General features: G+C 61.4%; 18 protein-coding genes. 13 read left to right on the top strand and 5 right to left on the bottom strand.

Annotation, left to right across the window (positions count from 1 at the left end):
• The first annotated feature begins 156 nt into the window (after positions 1–156).
• Positions 157–1,152, top strand: a complete 996-nt coding sequence (locus ACM6I7_RS14245; RefSeq protein ID WP_414888764.1) for a hydrolase — start codon at positions 157–159, stop codon at positions 1,150–1,152.
• On the top strand, positions 1,149–1,988 hold the full coding sequence (locus ACM6I7_RS14240; RefSeq protein WP_135296958.1) for an AraC family transcriptional regulator: 840 nt from the start codon (positions 1,149–1,151) through the stop codon (positions 1,986–1,988). The genes ACM6I7_RS14245 and ACM6I7_RS14240 overlap by 4 nt, the downstream gene beginning before the upstream one ends.
• Before the next feature lie 110 nt (positions 1,989–2,098).
• On the opposite strand, the gene ACM6I7_RS14235 is transcribed toward ACM6I7_RS14240, so the two are convergent.
• Positions 2,099–2,953, bottom strand: a complete 855-nt coding sequence (locus ACM6I7_RS14235) for a sulfurtransferase (protein WP_414888763.1) — start codon at positions 2,951–2,953, stop codon at positions 2,099–2,101.
• A gap of 31 nt (positions 2,954–2,984) precedes the next feature.
• A complete protein-coding gene (locus ACM6I7_RS14230) occupies positions 2,985–3,656 on the bottom strand; it encodes a TetR/AcrR family transcriptional regulator (RefSeq protein ID WP_027610562.1) in 672 nt (223 codons plus the stop codon).
• Positions 3,657–3,801: 145 nt separating this feature from the next.
• On the opposite strand from ACM6I7_RS14230, the gene ACM6I7_RS14225 reads away from it, so the two are divergent.
• From ACM6I7_RS14225 to ACM6I7_RS14205, 5 genes are all read left to right on the top strand, one after another.
• Entirely contained in the window at positions 3,802–5,232 is a 1,431-nt protein-coding gene (locus ACM6I7_RS14225; RefSeq protein WP_414888762.1) for a coniferyl aldehyde dehydrogenase, read from the top strand.
• Positions 5,233–5,260: 28 nt separating this feature from the next.
• Complete coding sequence (locus ACM6I7_RS14220) at positions 5,261–5,806, top strand: twin-arginine translocation pathway signal protein (RefSeq protein ID WP_414888761.1); 546 nt, start codon at positions 5,261–5,263, stop codon at positions 5,804–5,806.
• 119 nt (positions 5,807–5,925) lie between these two features.
• Complete coding sequence (locus ACM6I7_RS14215) at positions 5,926–7,521, top strand: GMC family oxidoreductase N-terminal domain-containing protein (protein WP_414888760.1); 1,596 nt, start codon at positions 5,926–5,928, stop codon at positions 7,519–7,521.
• 115 nt (positions 7,522–7,636) lie between these two features.
• Positions 7,637–8,116 carry a pantetheine-phosphate adenylyltransferase gene (gene coaD / locus ACM6I7_RS14210; protein WP_003229157.1) on the top strand — a complete coding sequence of 160 codons (480 nt, stop codon included), beginning with the start codon at positions 7,637–7,639 and terminating at the stop codon, positions 8,114–8,116.
• Between the two features lie 102 nt (positions 8,117–8,218).
• Positions 8,219–8,470, top strand: coding sequence for a YfhL family 4Fe-4S dicluster ferredoxin (locus tag ACM6I7_RS14205; RefSeq protein ID WP_003195146.1), 252 nt, complete (start codon positions 8,219–8,221; stop codon positions 8,468–8,470).
• 151 nt (positions 8,471–8,621) lie between these two features.
• Here ACM6I7_RS14205 and ACM6I7_RS14200 read toward each other — a convergent pair whose 3' ends face one another.
• From ACM6I7_RS14200 to ACM6I7_RS14190, 3 genes are all read right to left on the bottom strand, one after another.
• On the bottom strand, positions 8,622–8,945 hold the full coding sequence (locus tag ACM6I7_RS14200) for a multidrug transporter (RefSeq protein WP_115985931.1): 324 nt from the start codon (positions 8,943–8,945) through the stop codon (positions 8,622–8,624).
• 69 nt (positions 8,946–9,014) lie between these two features.
• Complete coding sequence (gene mutM / locus ACM6I7_RS14195) at positions 9,015–9,827, bottom strand: bifunctional DNA-formamidopyrimidine glycosylase/DNA-(apurinic or apyrimidinic site) lyase (RefSeq protein ID WP_003229159.1); 813 nt, start codon at positions 9,825–9,827, stop codon at positions 9,015–9,017.
• A 12-nt stretch (positions 9,828–9,839) separates the two neighbouring features.
• Positions 9,840–10,652: an HDOD domain-containing protein gene (locus ACM6I7_RS14190; protein WP_171061892.1), complete on the bottom strand. Its 813-nt coding sequence runs from the start codon at positions 10,650–10,652 to the stop codon at positions 9,840–9,842.
• Between the two features lie 228 nt (positions 10,653–10,880).
• Here ACM6I7_RS14190 and ACM6I7_RS14185 point away from each other — a divergent pair, with 228 nt between their 5' ends.
• The 6 genes from ACM6I7_RS14185 to ilvD all read left to right on the top strand — a co-directional run bounded on the left by ACM6I7_RS14185 (position 10,881) and on the right by ilvD (position 18,697).
• The gene (locus tag ACM6I7_RS14185) at positions 10,881–11,420 is read left to right on the top strand and encodes a type 1 glutamine amidotransferase domain-containing protein (protein ID WP_150370149.1); all 540 of its coding nucleotides are present in this window, start codon (positions 10,881–10,883) and stop codon (positions 11,418–11,420) included.
• Between the two features lie 270 nt (positions 11,421–11,690).
• Positions 11,691–12,887 carry a class I SAM-dependent rRNA methyltransferase gene (locus tag ACM6I7_RS14180; RefSeq protein ID WP_047596614.1) on the top strand — a complete coding sequence of 399 codons (1,197 nt, stop codon included), beginning with the start codon at positions 11,691–11,693 and terminating at the stop codon, positions 12,885–12,887.
• Between the two features lie 438 nt (positions 12,888–13,325).
• Positions 13,326–14,399, top strand: coding sequence for a SagB family peptide dehydrogenase (locus ACM6I7_RS14175; protein ID WP_336838898.1), 1,074 nt, complete (start codon positions 13,326–13,328; stop codon positions 14,397–14,399).
• Entirely contained in the window at positions 14,396–15,373 is a 978-nt protein-coding gene (locus ACM6I7_RS14170) for a diiron oxygenase (RefSeq protein WP_115988691.1), read from the top strand. Before ACM6I7_RS14175 ends, ACM6I7_RS14170 begins: the two co-directional genes overlap by 4 nt.
• Positions 15,366–16,598, top strand: a complete 1,233-nt coding sequence (locus tag ACM6I7_RS14165) for an MFS transporter (RefSeq protein ID WP_183784790.1) — start codon at positions 15,366–15,368, stop codon at positions 16,596–16,598. Before ACM6I7_RS14170 ends, ACM6I7_RS14165 begins: the two co-directional genes overlap by 8 nt.
• Positions 16,599–16,855: 257 nt before the next feature.
• Positions 16,856–18,697, top strand: a complete 1,842-nt coding sequence (gene ilvD / locus ACM6I7_RS14160) for a dihydroxy-acid dehydratase (RefSeq protein WP_007964170.1) — start codon at positions 16,856–16,858, stop codon at positions 18,695–18,697.
• Positions 18,698–18,720 lie beyond the last annotated feature (23 nt).

Raw genomic sequence — 18,720 nt, 5'->3', positions numbered from 1 at the left:
GCTTGCGCTAAATCTGTGGCGAGGGAGCTTGCTCCCGCTGGGTCGCGTAGCGGCCCCTTTTTCAGAAGCGAGGCCTGCTGCGCAGTCCAGCGGGAGCAAGCTCCCTCGCCACAAAAGCGTGCGTACTCTGCCCACAAAGCTGCATCGAGAACCATCGTGTCCGCTTCCTCAGAACGCTTCACCCCCGCCTTCGGCCTCGGCAATCCGCACCTGCAAACCTTGTGGGGGCCGCTGTGGCGCAAAACCGTCCACCTTGATCGCGAGCGTGAACGCCTGTGGCTGGACGACGGGGATTTTCTCGATCTCGACTGGCACGGCCCGCACAGCGCCGAGGCGCCGCTGGTGCTGGTATTGCACGGGCTGACCGGTTCTTCCAATTCGCCCTACGTCGCCGGAATTCAGGCCGCCCTCGCCGCACAAGGCTGGGCCAGCGTCGCGCTGAACTGGCGCGGTTGCTCCGGCGAACCCAACCTGCTGCCGCGCAGTTACCACTCCGGCGCCAGCGAAGACCTCGCCGAAGCCATCAGACACCTGCGCGCCAAGCGCCCGCTGGCGCCGCTGTATGCGGTCGGTTATTCCCTCGGCGGCAATGTGTTGCTCAAGCATCTGGGCGAGACCGGCAGCGACAGCGGCGTGCTCGGTGCAGTGGCGGTGTCGGTGCCGTTTCGTCTTGATCAGTGTGCAGACCGCATTGGCCAAGGCTTCTCCAAGGTCTATCAGGCGCACTTCATGCGCGAGATGGTCGCCTACATCAAGAACAAGCAACGCCAGTTCCAGCATGACGGACGCGAGGATGGCCTGGCGGCTCTGGCGGCGCTCGGTTCGCTGGAGAACATGCGCACCTTCTGGGACTTCGATGGCCGGATCACTGCGCCGTTGCATGGTTTTACCGATGCCGAGGATTACTATCGGCGGGCATCGAGTCGCTACTTTCTCGGTGAAATCCGCACCCCGACCCTGATCATTCAGGCCGCTGACGATCCGTTCGTGTTTCCCCACAGCCTGCCGACGCCCGAGGAGCTGTCCACCAGCACCCGGTTCGAGCTGCAGGCCAAGGGTGGGCATGTCGGCTTTGTCGATGGCACGTTGCGCCAGCCCGGTTACTACCTGGAACGGCGCATCCCGCAATGGCTGGCCCGTGTGACGTCATGAGCGATCAGGGCGAGTCGATCCGATTCTGGCAAACCGCACCGCTGGCCGGGGTCGAGTTGCTGTCGGCGCGCTACATCGAGCATCGCTTCGCCCCGCACGTCCACGACGGTTATGTGATCGGCATGATCATGGCCGGTGCCCAGCGTTATCGCTATCGCGGCGCCGAGCACCTGGCCGGCAGCGGCACCCTGGTGTTGATCAACCCGGACGAATTGCACACCGGCCACAAGGGCACCGAGGACGGCTGGCTGTACCGGGCGTTTTATCCCGATACCGGACAGATCGTTTCACTGCTCGAAGAACTGGAACTGCCCACCGCGCCGATGCCGGCCTTCGGCGCGACGCTGTACCGCGACCCGGATCTGGTCAACGGTTTCTGTCAGTTGCATCGCTTGCTGGAAAGCCCGGCCACCGCGCTGCAACAGCAGACGATGTGGCGCGAGATGATGATGCTGCTGTTGCAGCGGCATGCGGCGGTGCAGATCAACGGTAAACCGGGCAAGGAGCATCGTGCGGTGGTAATGGCCAAGGAACTGCTGCATGCGCAACTCGCTGCGCCGCCGTCGCTGGAAGAGCTGGCGGCCGCAGTGAATCTGTCGCCCTTCCACTTCGCCCGGGTGTTCCGCCGCGCCACCGGCATGCCGCCACACACCTGGCTGATGCAGCAGCGCATCGCCACGGCCCGGGGTTTATTGCAGCACGGTTGCCTGCCGGTGGAAGTCGCCATGCAGTTGGGTTTTGCCGACCAGAGTCATCTGAGCCGGCAGTTCAAGCAGGTGTATGGCGTGGGGCCGGCGGCGTATCGCAGTGCCCGACAACCTGTCAGCGACGATTAACCCCTGTGGGAGCGGGCTTGCTCGCGAAAGCGGTGTTTCAGCACACATCATGGTTGACTGACACACCGCTTTCGCGAGCAAGCCCGCTCCCACATTGGGGGCTGGTGACTTTATTCGCCCGTGGCGATGCCTCGGGAAGGCTCGTTGATCCACTCACTCCACGACCCGGCATACAGCGAACCCAGCGGATACCCCGCCAGGCACAACGCAAACAGGTTGTGACACGCCGTCACCCCGGAGCCGCAATAGGCGACCAGTTCCGCAGGCGAACGCTCGCCGAGTTTCGCAGCAAAGCGTTGCTTGAGCTGCTCTGCTGGCAGGAAGCGTCCGTCGCTGCCGAGGTTTTCGGTAAACGCTGCGCATTGCGCGCCGGGAATGTGCCCGGCAATCGGGTCGATCGGCTCCACCTCACCCTTGAAGCGCGGCAAGGCCCGGGCGTCGATCAGGGTCAGGGACGGCTGACCGAGGCGCTTTTGCAATTGCTCGGCGCTCAGCAGCAGTTTCATGTCCGGCTGACCGCTGAAGTTGCCCCGGCTGACCGACGGCGCGTCCAGACTCAGCGGCAGACCCGCCGCGTGCCAGGCCTTCAGCCCGCCGTCGAGAATGAACACGCCATCGCGCTTGCCCAGCCACGCCAGCAACCACCAGGCGCGGGCCGCATAGGCACCGGGGCCGTCGTCGTACAAAACCACATCGCTGTCGGCATTGATGCCCCAGGCTTGCAGACGCTCGATCAGCGCCGCAGGCTCAGGCAACGGGTGACGTCCGGTGACGCCTTTGACCACCTTGCCACTGAGGTCGCGCTCAAGGTCGGCGAAGTGGGCGCCGGCGATGTGCCCTTCGGCATAGCTGCGCTGCCCGTAGTCTGGGTCTTCGAGGGCAAAACGACAATCGAGAATCACCAGCCCCGGCTGCTCCTTGCGGGCATCCAGTGCATTCGGGCTGAGCAGTTGCGCAATCGGCATAACGGACTCCTGTGAGCGACTTCGAAATGGGTTACCGCCCTTCCTCGAGGGCCTGAGCCAGCGGCACGTAGAACTCGTCGAACAAGGCATTCACCTCTTCACGGGCCTGATCGGTGACGAATCCGGCTTCCAGCACCAGCACCTGATACACGCCACGCTTGATGGCCTGTTCGCTGAGGTGGTTGGAGTTTTCCCGGGTGGTGCACAGAAAGCGCACCCACGAGGTGAGGATGATCCAGGCATTGATCGTCAGGGATTCGATCTGCACCCGATCCATCTTGAGAATGCCGGCGGCGACGAAGCCCTCGTAGATCGCCATGCCCTGGATCACGCAGCGCTGGGAAAAGCGCCGGTAGCGCGCGGCCAGGTCCGGGTCGCTGTCGAGCAGGTGCTCAAGATCGCGATGCAGAAAGCGGTAGCCCCACATCGCCGACAGCAGCTCCTTGAGGTAATAGCGCTTGTCTTCGACGGTGGCGGCACGCCCCTGTGGCGGGCGCAGAAAGCTGTCCACAAGCGTCTCGTACTCACTGAACAGCACGGCGATGATCGCCTGCTTGTTGGGGAAGTGGTAGTACAGATTGCCCGGAGAAATCTCCATATGCGCGGCAATGTGATTGGTGCTGATGCTGCGTTCGCCCTGCTGATTGAACAGTTCGAGGCTGTTCTGCACGATGCGCTCGCTGGTTTTTATTCGTGGGGCCATGGCTTGAGCTTTAATTCAGAGTGCGGTGAGGGGCATCTTACGACCTAACCGGAACTGGATAAAACAAAGCTGTGTCGGGAAGTCATTTGACTTTCTAGAGCATAGACTCTAGAACGTCATCACTACAATAAATCCGGAGCCGACGATGACTGCCGACATTGCTTATCTGCAAACGCTGCAACAGCCCCTGGAAGAGCTGGATCGGCTGTTCGCGGCACAGCGCGCCGCCTATGCCGCCAACCCGATGCCAGCGGCAGACCAGCGCCAGCAGTGGCTCAAAGCGTTGCGCGAGTTGCTCAGCGATGAGCGCCAGGCCCTGATTGACGCTATCAGCGCAGATTTCAGTCATCGCAGCGCCGATGAAACCCTGCTCGCCGAACTGATGCCCAGCCTGCACGGCATTCATTACGCCAGCCGCCATCTCAAGGGCTGGATGAAGTCGTCGCGACGCAAAGTCGGCATGGCCTTTCAACCGGCGTCGGCGAAAGTCGTGTATCAGCCGCTCGGCGTAATCGGCATCATCGTCCCGTGGAACTACCCGTTGTATCTGGCCATCGGCCCACTGGTCGGCGCACTGGCGGCGGGCAACCGGGTGATGCTCAAGCTCAGCGAATCGACACCCGCCACCGGCCAGTTGCTCAAGACCCTGCTGGGGCGCATTTTCCCCGAAGATCTGGTCTGCGTGGTGCTGGGCGAGGCCGATGTCGGCGTGGCGTTTTCCCGTCTGCGCTTTGATCACCTGCTGTTCACCGGCGCCACCAGCATCGGCAAACACGTGATGCGCGCTGCGGCGGAAAACCTGACCCCGGTGACCCTCGAACTGGGCGGCAAATCCCCGGCCATCGTTTCCCGCGACGTGCCGCTCAAGGACGCCGCCGAACGCATCGCCTTCGGTAAAACCCTGAATGCCGGGCAGACCTGCGTCGCCCCCGATTACGTGCTGGTGCCGCAAGACCGCGTCGGCGCGTTCGTCGAAGCCTATCGCCAGGTGGTGAACAATTTCTATCCAACCCTCGCCGACAACCCGGACTACACCGCGATCATCAACGAGCGCCAACTGGCCCGGCTCAACGGTTATGTCAGCGACGCCACGAGCAAGGGCGCGCTGCTGATCCCGCTGTTCGAACAGGGCCAGGGCCGGCGCATGCCGCACAGCCTGCTGCTCAATGTCACTGACGAGATGACCGTGATGCAGGACGAAATCTTCGGCCCGTTGCTGCCGATCGTGCCTTATCAGGATCTGGATCAGGCGTTTGCTTACATCAATCAGCGCCCGCGTCCTCTGGCGCTTTATTACTTTGGCTACGACAAACGCGAACAGAACCGCGTGCTGCACGAAACCCACTCCGGCGGCGTGTGCCTGAACGACACCCTGCTGCACGTGGCGCAGGACGACATGCCGTTCGGCGGCATCGGCCCGTCGGGCATGGGTCATTACCACGGCCACGAAGGCTTCCTGACCTTCAGCAAGGCCAAGGGCGTGCTGATCAAACAGCGCTTCAATGCCGCCAGGCTGATTTACCCGCCCTACGGCAAATCGATCCAGAAACTGATCCAGAAGCTGTTCATCCGCTAATCGTCGTCACCGCCGGGTAATAACAACAATGCACCCAAGCCTGACCGAAACACCTGCCCTGTCGCGCCGTGGCCTGCTGAAGTTCAGCCTTGGCGCCACAGCGTTTCTCGCCACCGCCGGCCTCGGCGCCAGCCTCGGTGGTTGTTCATCAAGTGTCGCGGCCAATGGCTTCGTCACTTTGCGCGACGGCGACCTGCTGTTTCTGCGCGCACTGATTCCGGTGATGCTCGAAGGCGCCGTGGCCGCCGAAAAAATGCCCGGTGCGATGGATGGCACTCTGAAGTCGCTGGACTACAGCCTCGATCACCTGTCGCCGGAAATGCTCAAACTCACCCGGCAATTGTTCGATGTGCTCGGCATGACCGTCACCCGCGGTCCGCTCACCGGGATCTGGGGCAGTTGGGAAAACGCCAGCCCCGAGGCCATGCGCCACTTCCTCGGGCGCTGGCAGAACAGTTCATTGAGCCTGCTGCGCATGGGCCACAGCTCATTGCAGCAGATGGTGATGATGGCCTGGTACACCCGCGCCGAGTCCTGGGGCCATTGCGGCTACCCCGGCCCGCCCACGGTCTGAAATCGAGTCGGGCCGTTCGCGAGCAAGCTCGCTCCCACAAGGGAATGCGGTGCAAATGTGGGAGCGAGCCTGCTCGCGAAGGGGCCCCCAAGAACAACAAGAACAAGAGAACCTGATCAATGCCCGTACCCGACCCGTTCCGCGAAGGCCTCGCCCGTGGCTGGAAAACCTACAACGGCGCACAGCTGACCGCCGACCTGACGCTGCAAGCCGATGTGGCGATCATCGGCAGCGGTGCCGGTGGCGGCACCACGGCAGAAATCCTCAGCGCCGCCGGCTACAAAGTGCTGCTGATCGAAGAAGGCCCGCTCAAGACCAGTTCCGACTTCAAGATGCTCGAAGACCAGGCCTACAGCAGCCTCTATCAGGAAGGCATCGGCCGCATGAGCAAGGACGGCGCGATCACCATCCTCCAGGGTCGTGCGGTCGGTGGCACCACGCTGATCAACTGGACCTCGAGTTTCCGCACGCCCGAGCCGACCCTCGAGCACTGGGCCAAGGAGCACAACGTCAAAGGCCACAGCCCGGCCGAGATGGCGCCGTGGTTCGAAAAAATGGAACAGCGTCTTGGCGTCGCGCCGTGGATGGTCCCGCCCAACGCCAACAACGACGTGATCCGCAAGGGCTGCGAACAGCTCGGCTACAGCTGGCACGTGATCCCGCGCAACGTGCGTGGCTGCTGGAACCTCGGTTATTGCGGCATGGGCTGCCCGACCAACGCCAAGCAGTCGATGATGGTCACGACCATCCCGGCGACGCTGGAAAAGGGCGGCGAGTTGCTGTACCTGGCCCGCGCGGAAAAACTGCTGATCAGTGGCGACAAAATCACCGGTCTGCAGTGCGTGGCGATGGACGAGCGTTGCGTCGCGCCGACCGGGCACACCATCACGGTCAAGGCCCGGCATTACGTGCTGGCCGGCGGTGGCATCAACAGCCCGGCCCTGCTGCTGCGCTCGGATGCACCGGATCCGCATCAGCGCCTCGGCAAACGCACGTTCCTGCATCTGGTGAACATGTCCGCCGGGCGTTTCGACGAGGTGATCAACCCGTTCTACGGCGCGCCGCAGTCGATCTACTCGGATCATTTCCAGTGGAAGGACGGCACCAGTGGGCCGATGGGCTACAAACTCGAAGTGCCACCGCTGCAACCGGCACTGGCCGCGACCTTGCTCGGCGGTTTCGGCCAGCAGAATGCCGAACACATGGCCGACCTGCCGCACACCCACGCGATGCTCGCGTTGCTGCGCGACGGTTTCCACCCGGACAGCCCCGGCGGCAGTGTCGAACTGCGCGGTGATGGCTCGCCGGTGCTCGACTATCAAGTCTCGCCTTATGCCTGGGAGGGCCTGCGCCGCGCCTTTCACAGCATGGCCGAGATCCAGTTTGCCGGCGGCGCCAAAGCCGTAATGCCGATGCACGCCGATGCGCGCTACGTGAAAACCCTGGCCGAAGCCCGCACGCTGATCAACGGTCTGAGCCTTGAGCTGTATCGCACGCGCTTGGGCAGTGCCCACGTGATGGGCGGTTGTGCGATGGGCGAAGAGCCGAAAAACGCAGTTACCGACAGCCTTGGCCGGCATCATCAACTGAGCAATCTGTCGATTCACGATGGCTCGCTGTTCCCCACCAGCATTGGCGCCAACCCGCAATTGTCGGTGTATGGCCTGACCGCGCAGCTGGCGACAGCCCTCGCCGATCGGCTGAGAAATCCGTGAAAAAACCGGTTTATCGCGTCGTCTATAGTGCTTTCTTACCCAACAGGCGACTTGGCCGACCGGGACGGCTGCGATACCATCCGACTCCCCAACGGACTCCCGCCAGGACGACGCGATGAACCGAGTGTTGTACCCAGGTACCTTCGACCCTATTACCAAAGGGCATGGCGATCTGGTCGAACGCGCCTCGCGCCTGTTCGATCACGTGATCATTGCGGTCGCCGCCAGCCCCAAGAAAAACCCGCTGTTCCCGCTGGAACAACGGGTTGAACTGGCTCGCGAGGTCACCAAACACCTGCCCAACGTCGAAGTGGTCGGCTTCTCGACGCTGCTGGCGCATTTCGCCAAGGAGCAGAACGCCAATGTGTTCCTGCGTGGCTTGCGTGCGGTGTCGGACTTCGAATACGAATTCCAGCTGGCCAACATGAACCGCCAGTTGGCCCCGGACGTCGAGAGTCTGTTTCTCACCCCGTCCGAGCGTTATTCGTTCATTTCCTCGACGCTGGTGCGGGAAATCGCCGCGCTGGGCGGCGATATCAGCAAGTTCGTGCACCCGGCCGTGGCCGATGCCCTGACCCTGCGCTTCAAGAAGTAACGACCGTTCAAACGGCGCCCGCGTGCACTGCGGGCGCCAATGCGGCACAATTGCGCGCATTGATTTATTGCGCCCGGGCCTGCCGCCCCGGCTGGAGTTAGCATGTCCCTGATCATCACCGACGATTGCATCAACTGCGACGTCTGCGAACCCGAGTGCCCGAACGCCGCCATTTCTCAAGGCGAAGAGATCTACGTGATCGACCCGAACCTGTGCACCCAGTGCGTCGGCCACTACGACGAGCCGCAGTGCCAGCAGGTCTGCCCGGTGGATTGCATTCCGCTGGACGAGGCGCATCCGGAAACTGAAGAACAGTTGATGGAGAAGTACCGCAAGATTACCGGCAAGGCCTGAGTCCTTCAGCGCCTGTTCCGACGCCATCGCGGGCAAGCCCGCTCCCACAGGGTTGTGTGGTGATACACAAATCGTGTGAACACCGAAATCCTTGTGGGAGCGGGCTTGCCCGCGATGAGGCCATCAATAACACCGCTGATCTCGGATCAGCTCACTCACGCTGCTCAAACCCCTCCCCCGTACACCCCAGACACCGCACAAACGCCGCTTTCGCCGGATCCACCACCAGCGCCTGCCCCGCATCGCCGACCCCGCCACCCAGCGCGGTAAACGGCAATGACACCACAAACACCCCCGCACCCAGCACCGTTGCCACCACCAATAACGGTCGGGCAATCAGCAAATCGCCGATCATGGCGTAGGCGGGAGGGTTCTGGATGGTGTAGCGCGGATCACCGCTGCCATGCTCCGCGGCCTGAACGGCCAGGCTGGAACACAGCAGCAGTGCGGCAAACAGGACTTGCAAGGACTTCATGGCACGATCCTTCGGGCTGAACAGTGAGACAACTCACTATAGACCGTAGGACTTTTTCAGATTTTTGCCTCAGGTCTGGCAGCGCGGACAGAACACACTGGCCCGTTGCCCCAGCTTCACTTCCCGCAGGCCAGTACCGCAGACCTTGCAGTGTTCACCACCGCGACCATAGACAAACAGTTCCTGCTGGAAGTAGCCGGGCTGCCCGTCACCGCCGATGAAATCCCGCAACGTGGTGCCGCCGCGCTCGATGGCTGCGGCGAGGATGCGTTTGATCTCGATCGCCAGCTTCAGATACCGCGCGCGGGAGATGCTCTTGGCTTCGCGGCGCGGATCGATCCCGGCGGCGAACAGCGCTTCGGTCGCGTAAATATTGCCGACGCCTACCACCACCGCGTTGTCCATGATGAACGGCTTGACCGCCATCGAACGCCCACGCGACAGCTGGAACAGGCGCTCGCCGTCGAACAGATCGGTCAACGGCTCCGGCCCGAGGCGAATCAGCAGTTCGTGATTGAGCGGATCGGTACTCCACAGCATCGCACCGAAGCGGCGCGGATCGGTGTAGCGCAACGCCAGACCGGATTCCAGTTCGATATCGACGTGCTCATGCTTGAGCGCCGGCAACCCGACTTCGACCAGCCGCAAGTTGCCCGACATGCCCAGGTGGCTGATCAACGTGCCGACTTCGGCATTGATCAACAAATACTTGGCCCGCCGCTCGACCAGCACGATGCGCTGCCCGGACAGGCGCACATCGAGGTCTTCGGGGATCGGCCAGCGCAGCCGGCGATCCCGCACGATCACCCGGCTGACGCGCTGGCCTTCCAGGTGCGGAGCAATGCCCCGGCGGGTGGTTTCGACTTCCGGCAATTCAGGCATGACGTTCTCGAATCAATGCGCGCCGAGGTCGCGGATCGTCTGTTTGAGGGTTTCGAAATCGTAGTCCGACAGACCGACGTAATCGAGAATCAGCGGGCCAATGCTGTTCCACTCGTGGTCTTCGGTCTGGTTGCCCAGCACCCGATAAGACGCACAGATGTGCTCGGCCATCTTCAGGATCGCCAGCAGATTCTTCATCTGGCTGTTGCGCGAGGATTCGTCGCTGAAGATCGCCAGCGCATTGTGGTGATTGGCGATCGCCGTGCTGACGTGTTCCGGCAGGCGCCACGACTTGGCGGTGTAGTAGCCGACCACGGCGTGGTTGGTATTGAACTCGGCGTTCTCGGTGTCCACCACCCGGCATTCGGCGCTGGCATTGGCGTAAGCCTTTTCCAGTACCGACATGTAGTTGGGGAAGCGCTGCAGCATCAACGGCACGCCGCAGTCGTGGAACAGCCCCAAGGCATAAGCTTCGTCGCCGGCCTGGGTGCCGATGCGCTTGGCCAGGGTCAGGCAGGTCATCGCCACGTCCTGGGCGGTGTCCCAGAAACGGTTGAGGGTGACGATGGTGTCATCGTTCATCTCGCCCTTGATCGACTGCGCGTTGATCAGGTTGATGATCGAACGGCTGCCCAACAGATTCACCGCACGCTGGATCGAAGTGATCTTGTTGCTCAGGCCGTAATACGGCGAGTTGACGATTTTCAGCAGAGAACCGGACAGGCCGGGATCCTGGGCGATCAGCTTGGCGATCACCTCCAGGTCCGGGTCGGGCATGTACTGCTCCATCTGCAGATCCACCATGATCTGCGGCTGCGCCGGCACGCTGATGCCTTGCAGGGATTGTTGAATCTGTTCGGTGGTCAGCTCTTGGGACATAAGTACACACTCTGGGACAGGCGGCGATTCTAACCTCTAAAAACCGCAGGACGACACACCAGTGGGCAATTGTCAGGAACTTTCATTCACGCTCAGGCTTCGGACTTTGTAAGGCCGACCGGACAATCAAGCACCGGCTCGGTGGTAATTTCCCGCAGACTCAGGAGCTTATCGATGGCTACTTCCCTCACTGGCAAACGCGTCGCCATTTTAGTAACAGACGGTTTCGAACAGGTCGAACTGACCGGGCCCAAGCAAGCACTGGAGCAGGCCGGCGCCCAGGTCGACATCCTTTCGGCCGAGGCCGGCAAGGTCAAAGGCTGGAACCACGACAAACCGGCGGATGACTTCAAGGTCGATCAGACCTTTCAAGGCGCCAGCAGCGAGCAGTACGACGCGATCGTCCTGCCGGGTGGCGTGCAGAACTCCGACACCATTCGCATCGATCAGGATGCCCAGCATCTGGTCAAGACCGGCGCCTCCGCCGGCAAACCGATTGCAGTGATCTGCCATGGCGGCTGGCTGCTGATTTCCGCCGGGCTGGTCAACGGCAAGACCCTGACCAGCTACAAGACGCTCAAGGATGATCTGGTGAATGCCGGGGCCAACTGGGTCGACAAGGAAGTGGTCAAGGACGGTCATCTGATCAGCAGCCGTCAGCCGGACGATATTCCGGCGTTCAACCGTGAGTTGATCGACGCGCTCTCTGCCTGATCTGGGGGGTTGTGAGTTTATGTGGTGAGGGGATTTATCTGTGGCGAGGGGATTTATCCCCGATGGACAGCGCAGCTGTCCAAAATCGATTCACGCGGTCAGTCAGAAAACTGCGTTGGGGTTTGCGGCTGCTACGCAGCCGATCGGGGATAAATCCCCTCGCCACAGATAAATTCCTTCATCACTGATTCCCCTTGCCACATGTCCACTCACCAGCCAATCGGGCCGAGCAACACGGTATACTCCCGCTCTTTTTTCCGGAGCGACGTCATGTCCCTGCCTAGCCTGCGCCTCAAAGCCAACGCCGACCGTCGCCTGCGCAACGGCCACTTGTGGGTCTACAGCAACGAAATCGATGTGGCCGCCACGCCACTACACGGCTTCAAGGCCGGCGATCAGGCGATCCTCGAAGCCGCGGGCGGCAAGCCGCTGGGCATCGTCGCGATGAGCCCGAACAACCTGATCTGCGCGCGCCTGCTGTCGCGTGACATCAAACTGGCACTGGACAAGTCGCTGCTGGTACACCGCCTGAACGTGGCCCTGTCGCTGCGCGAGCGCCTGTTCGACAAGCCGTTCTACCGCCTGGTCTACGGCGACTCCGACCTGCTGCCGGGTCTGGTGGTCGACCGTTTCGGCGACATCCTCGTGGTGCAGATCGCCTCGGCGACCATGGAAGCGCATAAAGATGACGTGATCGCTGCACTGACCCAAGTGCTCAAGCCAAGCGGCATCCTGTTCAAGAACGATTCTGCCGCCCGTGACGCCGAAGGCCTCAACCGCTACGTCGAAACCGTGTTCGGTCTGGTGCCGGAGTGGGTGGCCCTGGAAGAGAACGGCGTGAAATTCGAAGCGCCGGTCATTGGTGGCCAGAAAACCGGCTGGTTCTACGACCACCGCATGAACCGCGCCCGCCTCGCCCCTTACGCCAAAGGCAAACGCGTCCTCGACCTCTATAGCTACATCGGTGGCTGGGGCGTGCAGGCTGCGGCGTTCGGCGCCAGCGAAGTGTTCTGCGTCGACGCGTCGGGCTTCGCCCTCGACGGCGTCGAGCGTAACGCCGCGCTGAACGGCTTCGCCGACAAGATGACCTGCATCGAAGGCGACGTCTTCGAAGCGTTGAAGGAACTCAAGGCCAGCGAAGAACGTTTCGACGTGATCGTTGCCGACCCGCCAGCGTTCATCAAGCGCAAGAAAGACATGAAGAACGGTGAAGGCGCCTACCGTCGTCTGAACGAGCAAGCCATGCGCCTGCTGACCAAGGACGGCATTCTGGTCAGCGCTTCGTGCTCCATGCACCTGCCAGAGGACGATCTGCAGAACATCCTGCTGACCAGCGCCCGTCACCTGGACCGCAACATCCAGATGCTCGAGCGCGGCGGTCAGGGCCCGGATCACCCGGTACACCCGGCCATTGCCGAGACTCGCTACATCAAGAGCATCACCTGCCGCCTGCTGCCAAACAGCTGATCGGCCCATGAAACGGGGAGCCTGCGGGCTTCCCGTTGGCTTTACGGCGATGCAATGTCGTCGAATTTCTTCCTCTTTCCTACAACTAACTTCCTACATGCATGCAGGACATTTCCCTGCGAATTACATTTCAACATCTAATACTTACAAGTTTGCCCTTGCAGCACGCCCACTCCGACAAAATTAATAGAAATTTCCTACCCAAGTATCACTTGCCAATAATTCATTACAACCTATTATTAAGTTGTCACCACGACGGTGACATTCACTCTCAATGAACAAGGAGTTCATACTTATGAAAGCAATTACTCTGGAAACCAACCAAATCGCAAACCTGGCCTTCCTGGTTGCACCTAAAGCCCGCTAAGTGAGCCAGAACGCTGGGGAGTGCCGGCACCCCAGCGTTCTTCCGACCCGTTCCAGAGCGATGAACACAACATGCATATCAATCCCTATTTATTCATATTGCCGCGCACGCCCGGACAAATAGTCTGGAACTATAAAGACCACACCCAACATGAACTTGACCTGACTTACTCTTGTCGACTTGCACAACTTATCAATAACCCGGAACAGTTCGACAGACGCAACATAATAGACTCACAACTTCTGAACGCGGGCATATTAACCGTTGCAAAAATAGACAGTCCGCCATGGGGCTGGGATGAATTGTCGAAGATTTATCATATTGGCACCCAGAACATTCCCTGCGAACAGACACCCCAGAATATTCACGAGTGGTCCAGGCAATACCTGAACCATTGCAACGCGGTGCTGACTACACCGGCCCCCGCACTAGATCGGTCGACACCTCAAGACGAACCTCGAATCGCCCTGCCCGCCTCCGCGGCCCTGACCGTTGCCAGCTTGGGCAATGTCCTGCGCCTGAGAAAAACCTGCCGCTCCTTCACTGGCGCAGCGATCACCCTCAATGACGTCGGTACACTGCTGTACCTCTCGCTGGGCTTTCTTCGCCATCGCGACAATGACCGCGACGAGAGCATCGCCGAAGGCCTCGGTGCCCGGCGCAGCAGCCCGTCGGGTGGAGGATTGAATGCCTGTGAAGGGTTTCTTCTGGCACGCAATATCGAGGGCCTGGAACCGGGTGTCTACGCCTATCACCCGGCAGAACACGCACTCAGCCGGGTCAATCCTTTGCCCGACCACGCGCTGGGTCATTTGCTGGCGGGTCAGCACTTCATCAATAACCTGCCACTGGGTCTGTTCATCACCGCTCGTTTCGACAAGCTCTGGTGGAAGTATGAACACTCACGCGCCTATCGCATGGCGTTTGTCGAGGCGGGTCATCTGTCGCAAACCTTTCAACTGGTGGCCACAGCGCTGGGCCTGGGAACGTGGCTGACCGGGGCATTCGCCGACCGCCAGGTCGAAGCCCTGCTCAAACTCGAAGGCAGCGCTGAACAACCGTTGTTCTTTGTCGGCTGCGGCGCCAGCGACGGTCAGGCGATGTGTCAGGAAATGCGCGACCTGTTGCAGGAGACGCGCAAATGAGCGCATCAACCGTGGACCAGCCCGAAGCGCCAGAGTCCTGGGCGCTTCGATTCACCCTCGGCGACTGGAACAACCACGCCTCGGTACGCACCAGCCGGCACGACTACCAGTTGCCGGCAGACCTGCAGTTGCAACTGCAAACCCGCTTCTGGTTTCCGCCGGCATTCCTGCCGTATCTGTCCCACCCGGCGATCGAAGCCGCAGGCAGCAAGGTCATGCATCGGCTGGCTGCCAACCACCTGGTGCACTTTCTCGACTACACCACGCTGCTGGAACACCGCATCGTCAACCGCGCCGTGGAAACCATCGTCCACGGTGAGTTGCCCGCGCACATTCCGTCAAGGATGAAAACCGCCGCGCTGCAGCTCTATACCGACGAGGGTTATCACGCATTGTTCTCCCATCATCTGGCCGAACAGATCGCCGAACTGCATGGTTTCACCGGTCGTCCACAGATGCCGCTGCGCATCACCCGCCTGACCGGTCAGATCGCCCGAACGCCGGAGAGCAAACGCCCGCTGGCATGGTTTCTGCTCGGCTTCGTCTCCGAAACCATCATTGCCCGGGAGTTGCTGGATGTGTGTCGGGAAACGCTGGTCAGCAGCGTGAACGACATGCTGCGCGACCACCTCGCGGATGAAGCGCGCCACAGCCGTTTTTTTTCCGAGGTCTTTCACTACCTCTGGTTGACCCTGAACAGCCGCCAGCGCGCCTTTGCGGCGAGAACCTTGCTGGAGACCCTGGCGACCTTCTTCGAAATCGACGAGCAATGGCTGCACCAAAGCCTGCGCCGCGCCGGCATTGGCGAAGGTGCGATCAAGGAAATCCTCGACAGCCTGACCAACGAACAGGCCAGCCGCCAGCGTGCCCGATCCGGAGCCACGGCTACGCTTGCTGCACTCGAAAAAGCCGGATTCTTCGCGCTACCCAACAACCGCAAACTTTTCGCCAAGGCAGGACTGATCGATGCTTGAAGGAAGAACGGTGGTAACGACCCGACAACGACGCGGGGCGATCAGCCTGCTTTTGGCCATGGTGCTGCTGGGGGTGTTTCCGCTGGACGTCCTGCTGCCCTCGTTCCCGGCGCTGGCCGAACACTTCGCCAGCACTCCGACCGACATCGCCCTGTCGATCAGCCTGTTCGCGGTGGGCATTGCCTTTGCCCAACTGTTGATCGGGCCGTTGTCCGACATCATCGGGCGCAAGGGGTTACTGCTCGCCGGCATGGCTGTCTCGATCCTCGGCGCCATCGGCTGCGTAATGACCAGTGACTACACGCTGTTCATGGCCTTTCGCATCGTGCAGGCCATCGGCTGTGGCTGTTTCGTCCTGTCACAGGCGCTGGTGCAGGATCTGTTCGAGGGCGCAGAGCGCGATCGCCTGCGGATCCTGATGGTGACCGCCACCGGGATCTTCATCTCCATATCACCGCTGGCCGGAACCTTTCTGCAGGCGACCCTGGGCTGGCGTGGCAGCTTCTGGCTGTTCATCGCACTGGCGGCGGTGGTGTTGCTCAAGGCCTGGCTGTTTCTGGACGGCGGTCGGCCAGTCGCCAAGGGCACACCGCTCAACTTTCTCAGCGCCTATCGACGGGTGCTGGGGGATTTCGAGTTCGTCGGCTACTGGCTGATCTCGGCTTTCGCGTTCGCCTGCCACTTCTCGTTCATCGTCATTTCGCCGTTGATCTTCATGGATCAGTTGCAGCTCTCAGCCTATGACTTCTCACTGATCCTGCTGATCTACGGTGCGGCCTATGTGACCGGCGGGATTGCCGCCACGCTGTTGAGCCGGCGCATCAGCTCTGCGCAACAGATCGTGGCCGGGTTGAGCCTGATTCTGCTGGCAGGGCTGGTGATGCTATTCCTGTCGCAGTACTTAGCGCTCTCGCCCGTCACGGTATTGATCCCTATGCTGATCTGCACCGCCGGCACCACCATTGCACGCCCGGCCGCCACCTCACGCGCCATGGGCCTGTTCCCGGAGAACGCCGGTACTTCGGCCTCGGCCGGTAGCACGATCATCTTCATCTGCGGCGGGTTGATCAGTGCGCTGATCAGCCTGAGTCCAGGCAACCTGCAGGCCACTCTCGGCTACTGTTTTGTCCTGCTCAGTTGCATCGCGCTGGCGCTGAACAAGCGGATCAGCCATCGCGCCAGCGTCATCGAAAACGGCGCCGTCACGCCCTCTGGCAGCGATTGAGCCTGCCGGTCGTCATGCCATACGCACCGTCGGCACTGGAACAACGCTTTGCGCCATTCCCTCCAGACGCCAGCGGTGTAGAATCGGCTGATTCATCGCCATTCATCCCCCGGCGGGTTTATGAGCTCAGGCTGAGGCAAGCGGCGATCCCGCAAAGTCATCGGCAACATCCAGGACACACGGCCATTTCTGAGTGTTCCAGACGTCAATAGAAGCTCACTCCCTTTTGATACCTGATTAGCCGCCCGGAGTGCTCCATGCCAGATTACCGCTCGAAAACATCCACCCACGGCCGCAACATGGCCGGCGCCCGCGCACTGTGGCGCGCCACCGGGATGAAAGATGACGACTTCAAGAAGCCGATCATCGCCATTGCCAACTCCTTCACCCAGTTCGTGCCGGGCCACGTGCACCTCAAAGACCTCGGTCAACTGGTTGCCCGGGAAATCGAACGCGCCGGTGGCGTAGCGAAAGAATTCAACACCATCGCCGTGGATGACGGCATCGCCATGGGTCACGACGGCATGCTCTATTCGCTGCCGAGCCGCGAGATCATCGCCGACTCTGTCGAATACATGGTCAACGCCCACTGCGCCGACGCCATCGTCTGCATCTCCAACTGCGACAAGATCACCCCGGGCATGTTGATGGCCGCTCTGCGCCTGAACATTCCGGTGATCTTCGTCTCCGGCGGCCCGATGGAAGCCGGCAAGACCAAACTCGCTTCCCACGGCCTCGACCTCGTCGACGCCATGGTGATCGCCGCCGACTCCAGCGCTTCTGACGAGAAGGTTGCCGAGTACGAGCGCAGCGCCTGCCCGACCTGCGGTTCATGCTCCGGCATGTTCACCGCCAACTCGATGAACTGCCTGACTGAAGCCCTGGGCCTGGCATTGCCGGGCAACGGTTCGACCCTCGCGACCCACAGCGACCGCGAGCAGTTGTTCCTGCAGGCCGGCCGCACCATCGTCGAGCTGTGCAAGCGTTACTACGGCGAAAACGACGAATCCGTGCTGCCGCGCAATATCGCCAACTTCAAGGCGTTCGAGAACGCGATGATGCTCGACATCGCCATGGGCGGTTCGACCAACACCATCCTGCACTTGCTGGCTGCCGCCCAGGAAGCCGAGATCGATTTCGATCTGCGCGACATCGACCGTCTCTCGCGCAGCGTGCCGCAACTGTGCAAGGTCGCGCCGAATATCCAGAAGTACCACATGGAAGACGTGCACCGCGCCGGCGGCATCTTCAGCATCCTCGGTTCCCTGGCCCGTGGCGGCCTGCTGCACACCGACCTGCCGACCGTGCACAGCCGCAGCATGGAAGAAGCCATCGCCAAGTGGGACATCACCCAGACCACTGACGAAGCCGTGCATCACTTCTTCAAGGCCGGCCCGGCGGGCATCCCGACCCAGACCGCGTTCAGCCAGTCGACCCGTTGGGAAACCCTGGATGACGACCGTGAAAACGGCTGTATCCGCAGCTTCGAACACGCCTATTCGAAAGAAGGCGGCCTGGCCGTGCTGTACGGCAACATCGCTCTCGACGGCTGCGTGGTGAAAACCGCCGGCGTCGACGAGTCGATCCACGTCTTCGAAGGCAACGCGAAGATCTTCGAAAGCCAGGACAGCGCGGTGCGCGGCATCCTCGCCGACGAAGTGAAGGAAGGCGACATCGTCATCATTCGCTACGAAGGCCCGAAAGGCGGCCCGGGCATGCAGGAAATGCTCTACCCGACCTCGTACCTGAAGTCCAAAGGTCTGGGCAAAGCCTGTGCGTTGCTCACCGACGGTCGTTTCTCTGGCGGTACTTCCGGCCTGTCGATCGGCCACGCTTCGCCAGAGGCTGCGGCCGGTGGCGCGATCGGTCTGGTGCAGGACGGCGACAAAGTGCTGATCGACATCCCGAACCGCTCGATCAACCTGTTGGTCAGCGATGAAGAACTGGCTGCACGCCGGGTCGAACAGGACAAGAAAGGCTGGAAACCGGTCGAGCAGCGTCCACGCAAAGTGACCACCGCCCTGAAGGCCTACGCCCTGCTGGCGACCAGCGCCGACAAGGGTGCGGTGCGTAACAAGGCGATGCTCGACGGGCTGTAAGTTTTAGCCGCCGAATAAAAATG

The organism is Pseudomonas sp. IT-93MI4, assembly GCF_949767635.1.
Taxonomy (GTDB): domain Bacteria; phylum Pseudomonadota; class Gammaproteobacteria; order Pseudomonadales; family Pseudomonadaceae; genus Aquipseudomonas; species Aquipseudomonas putida_A.
This window is presented reverse-complemented; position numbering and strand designations above follow the sequence as displayed.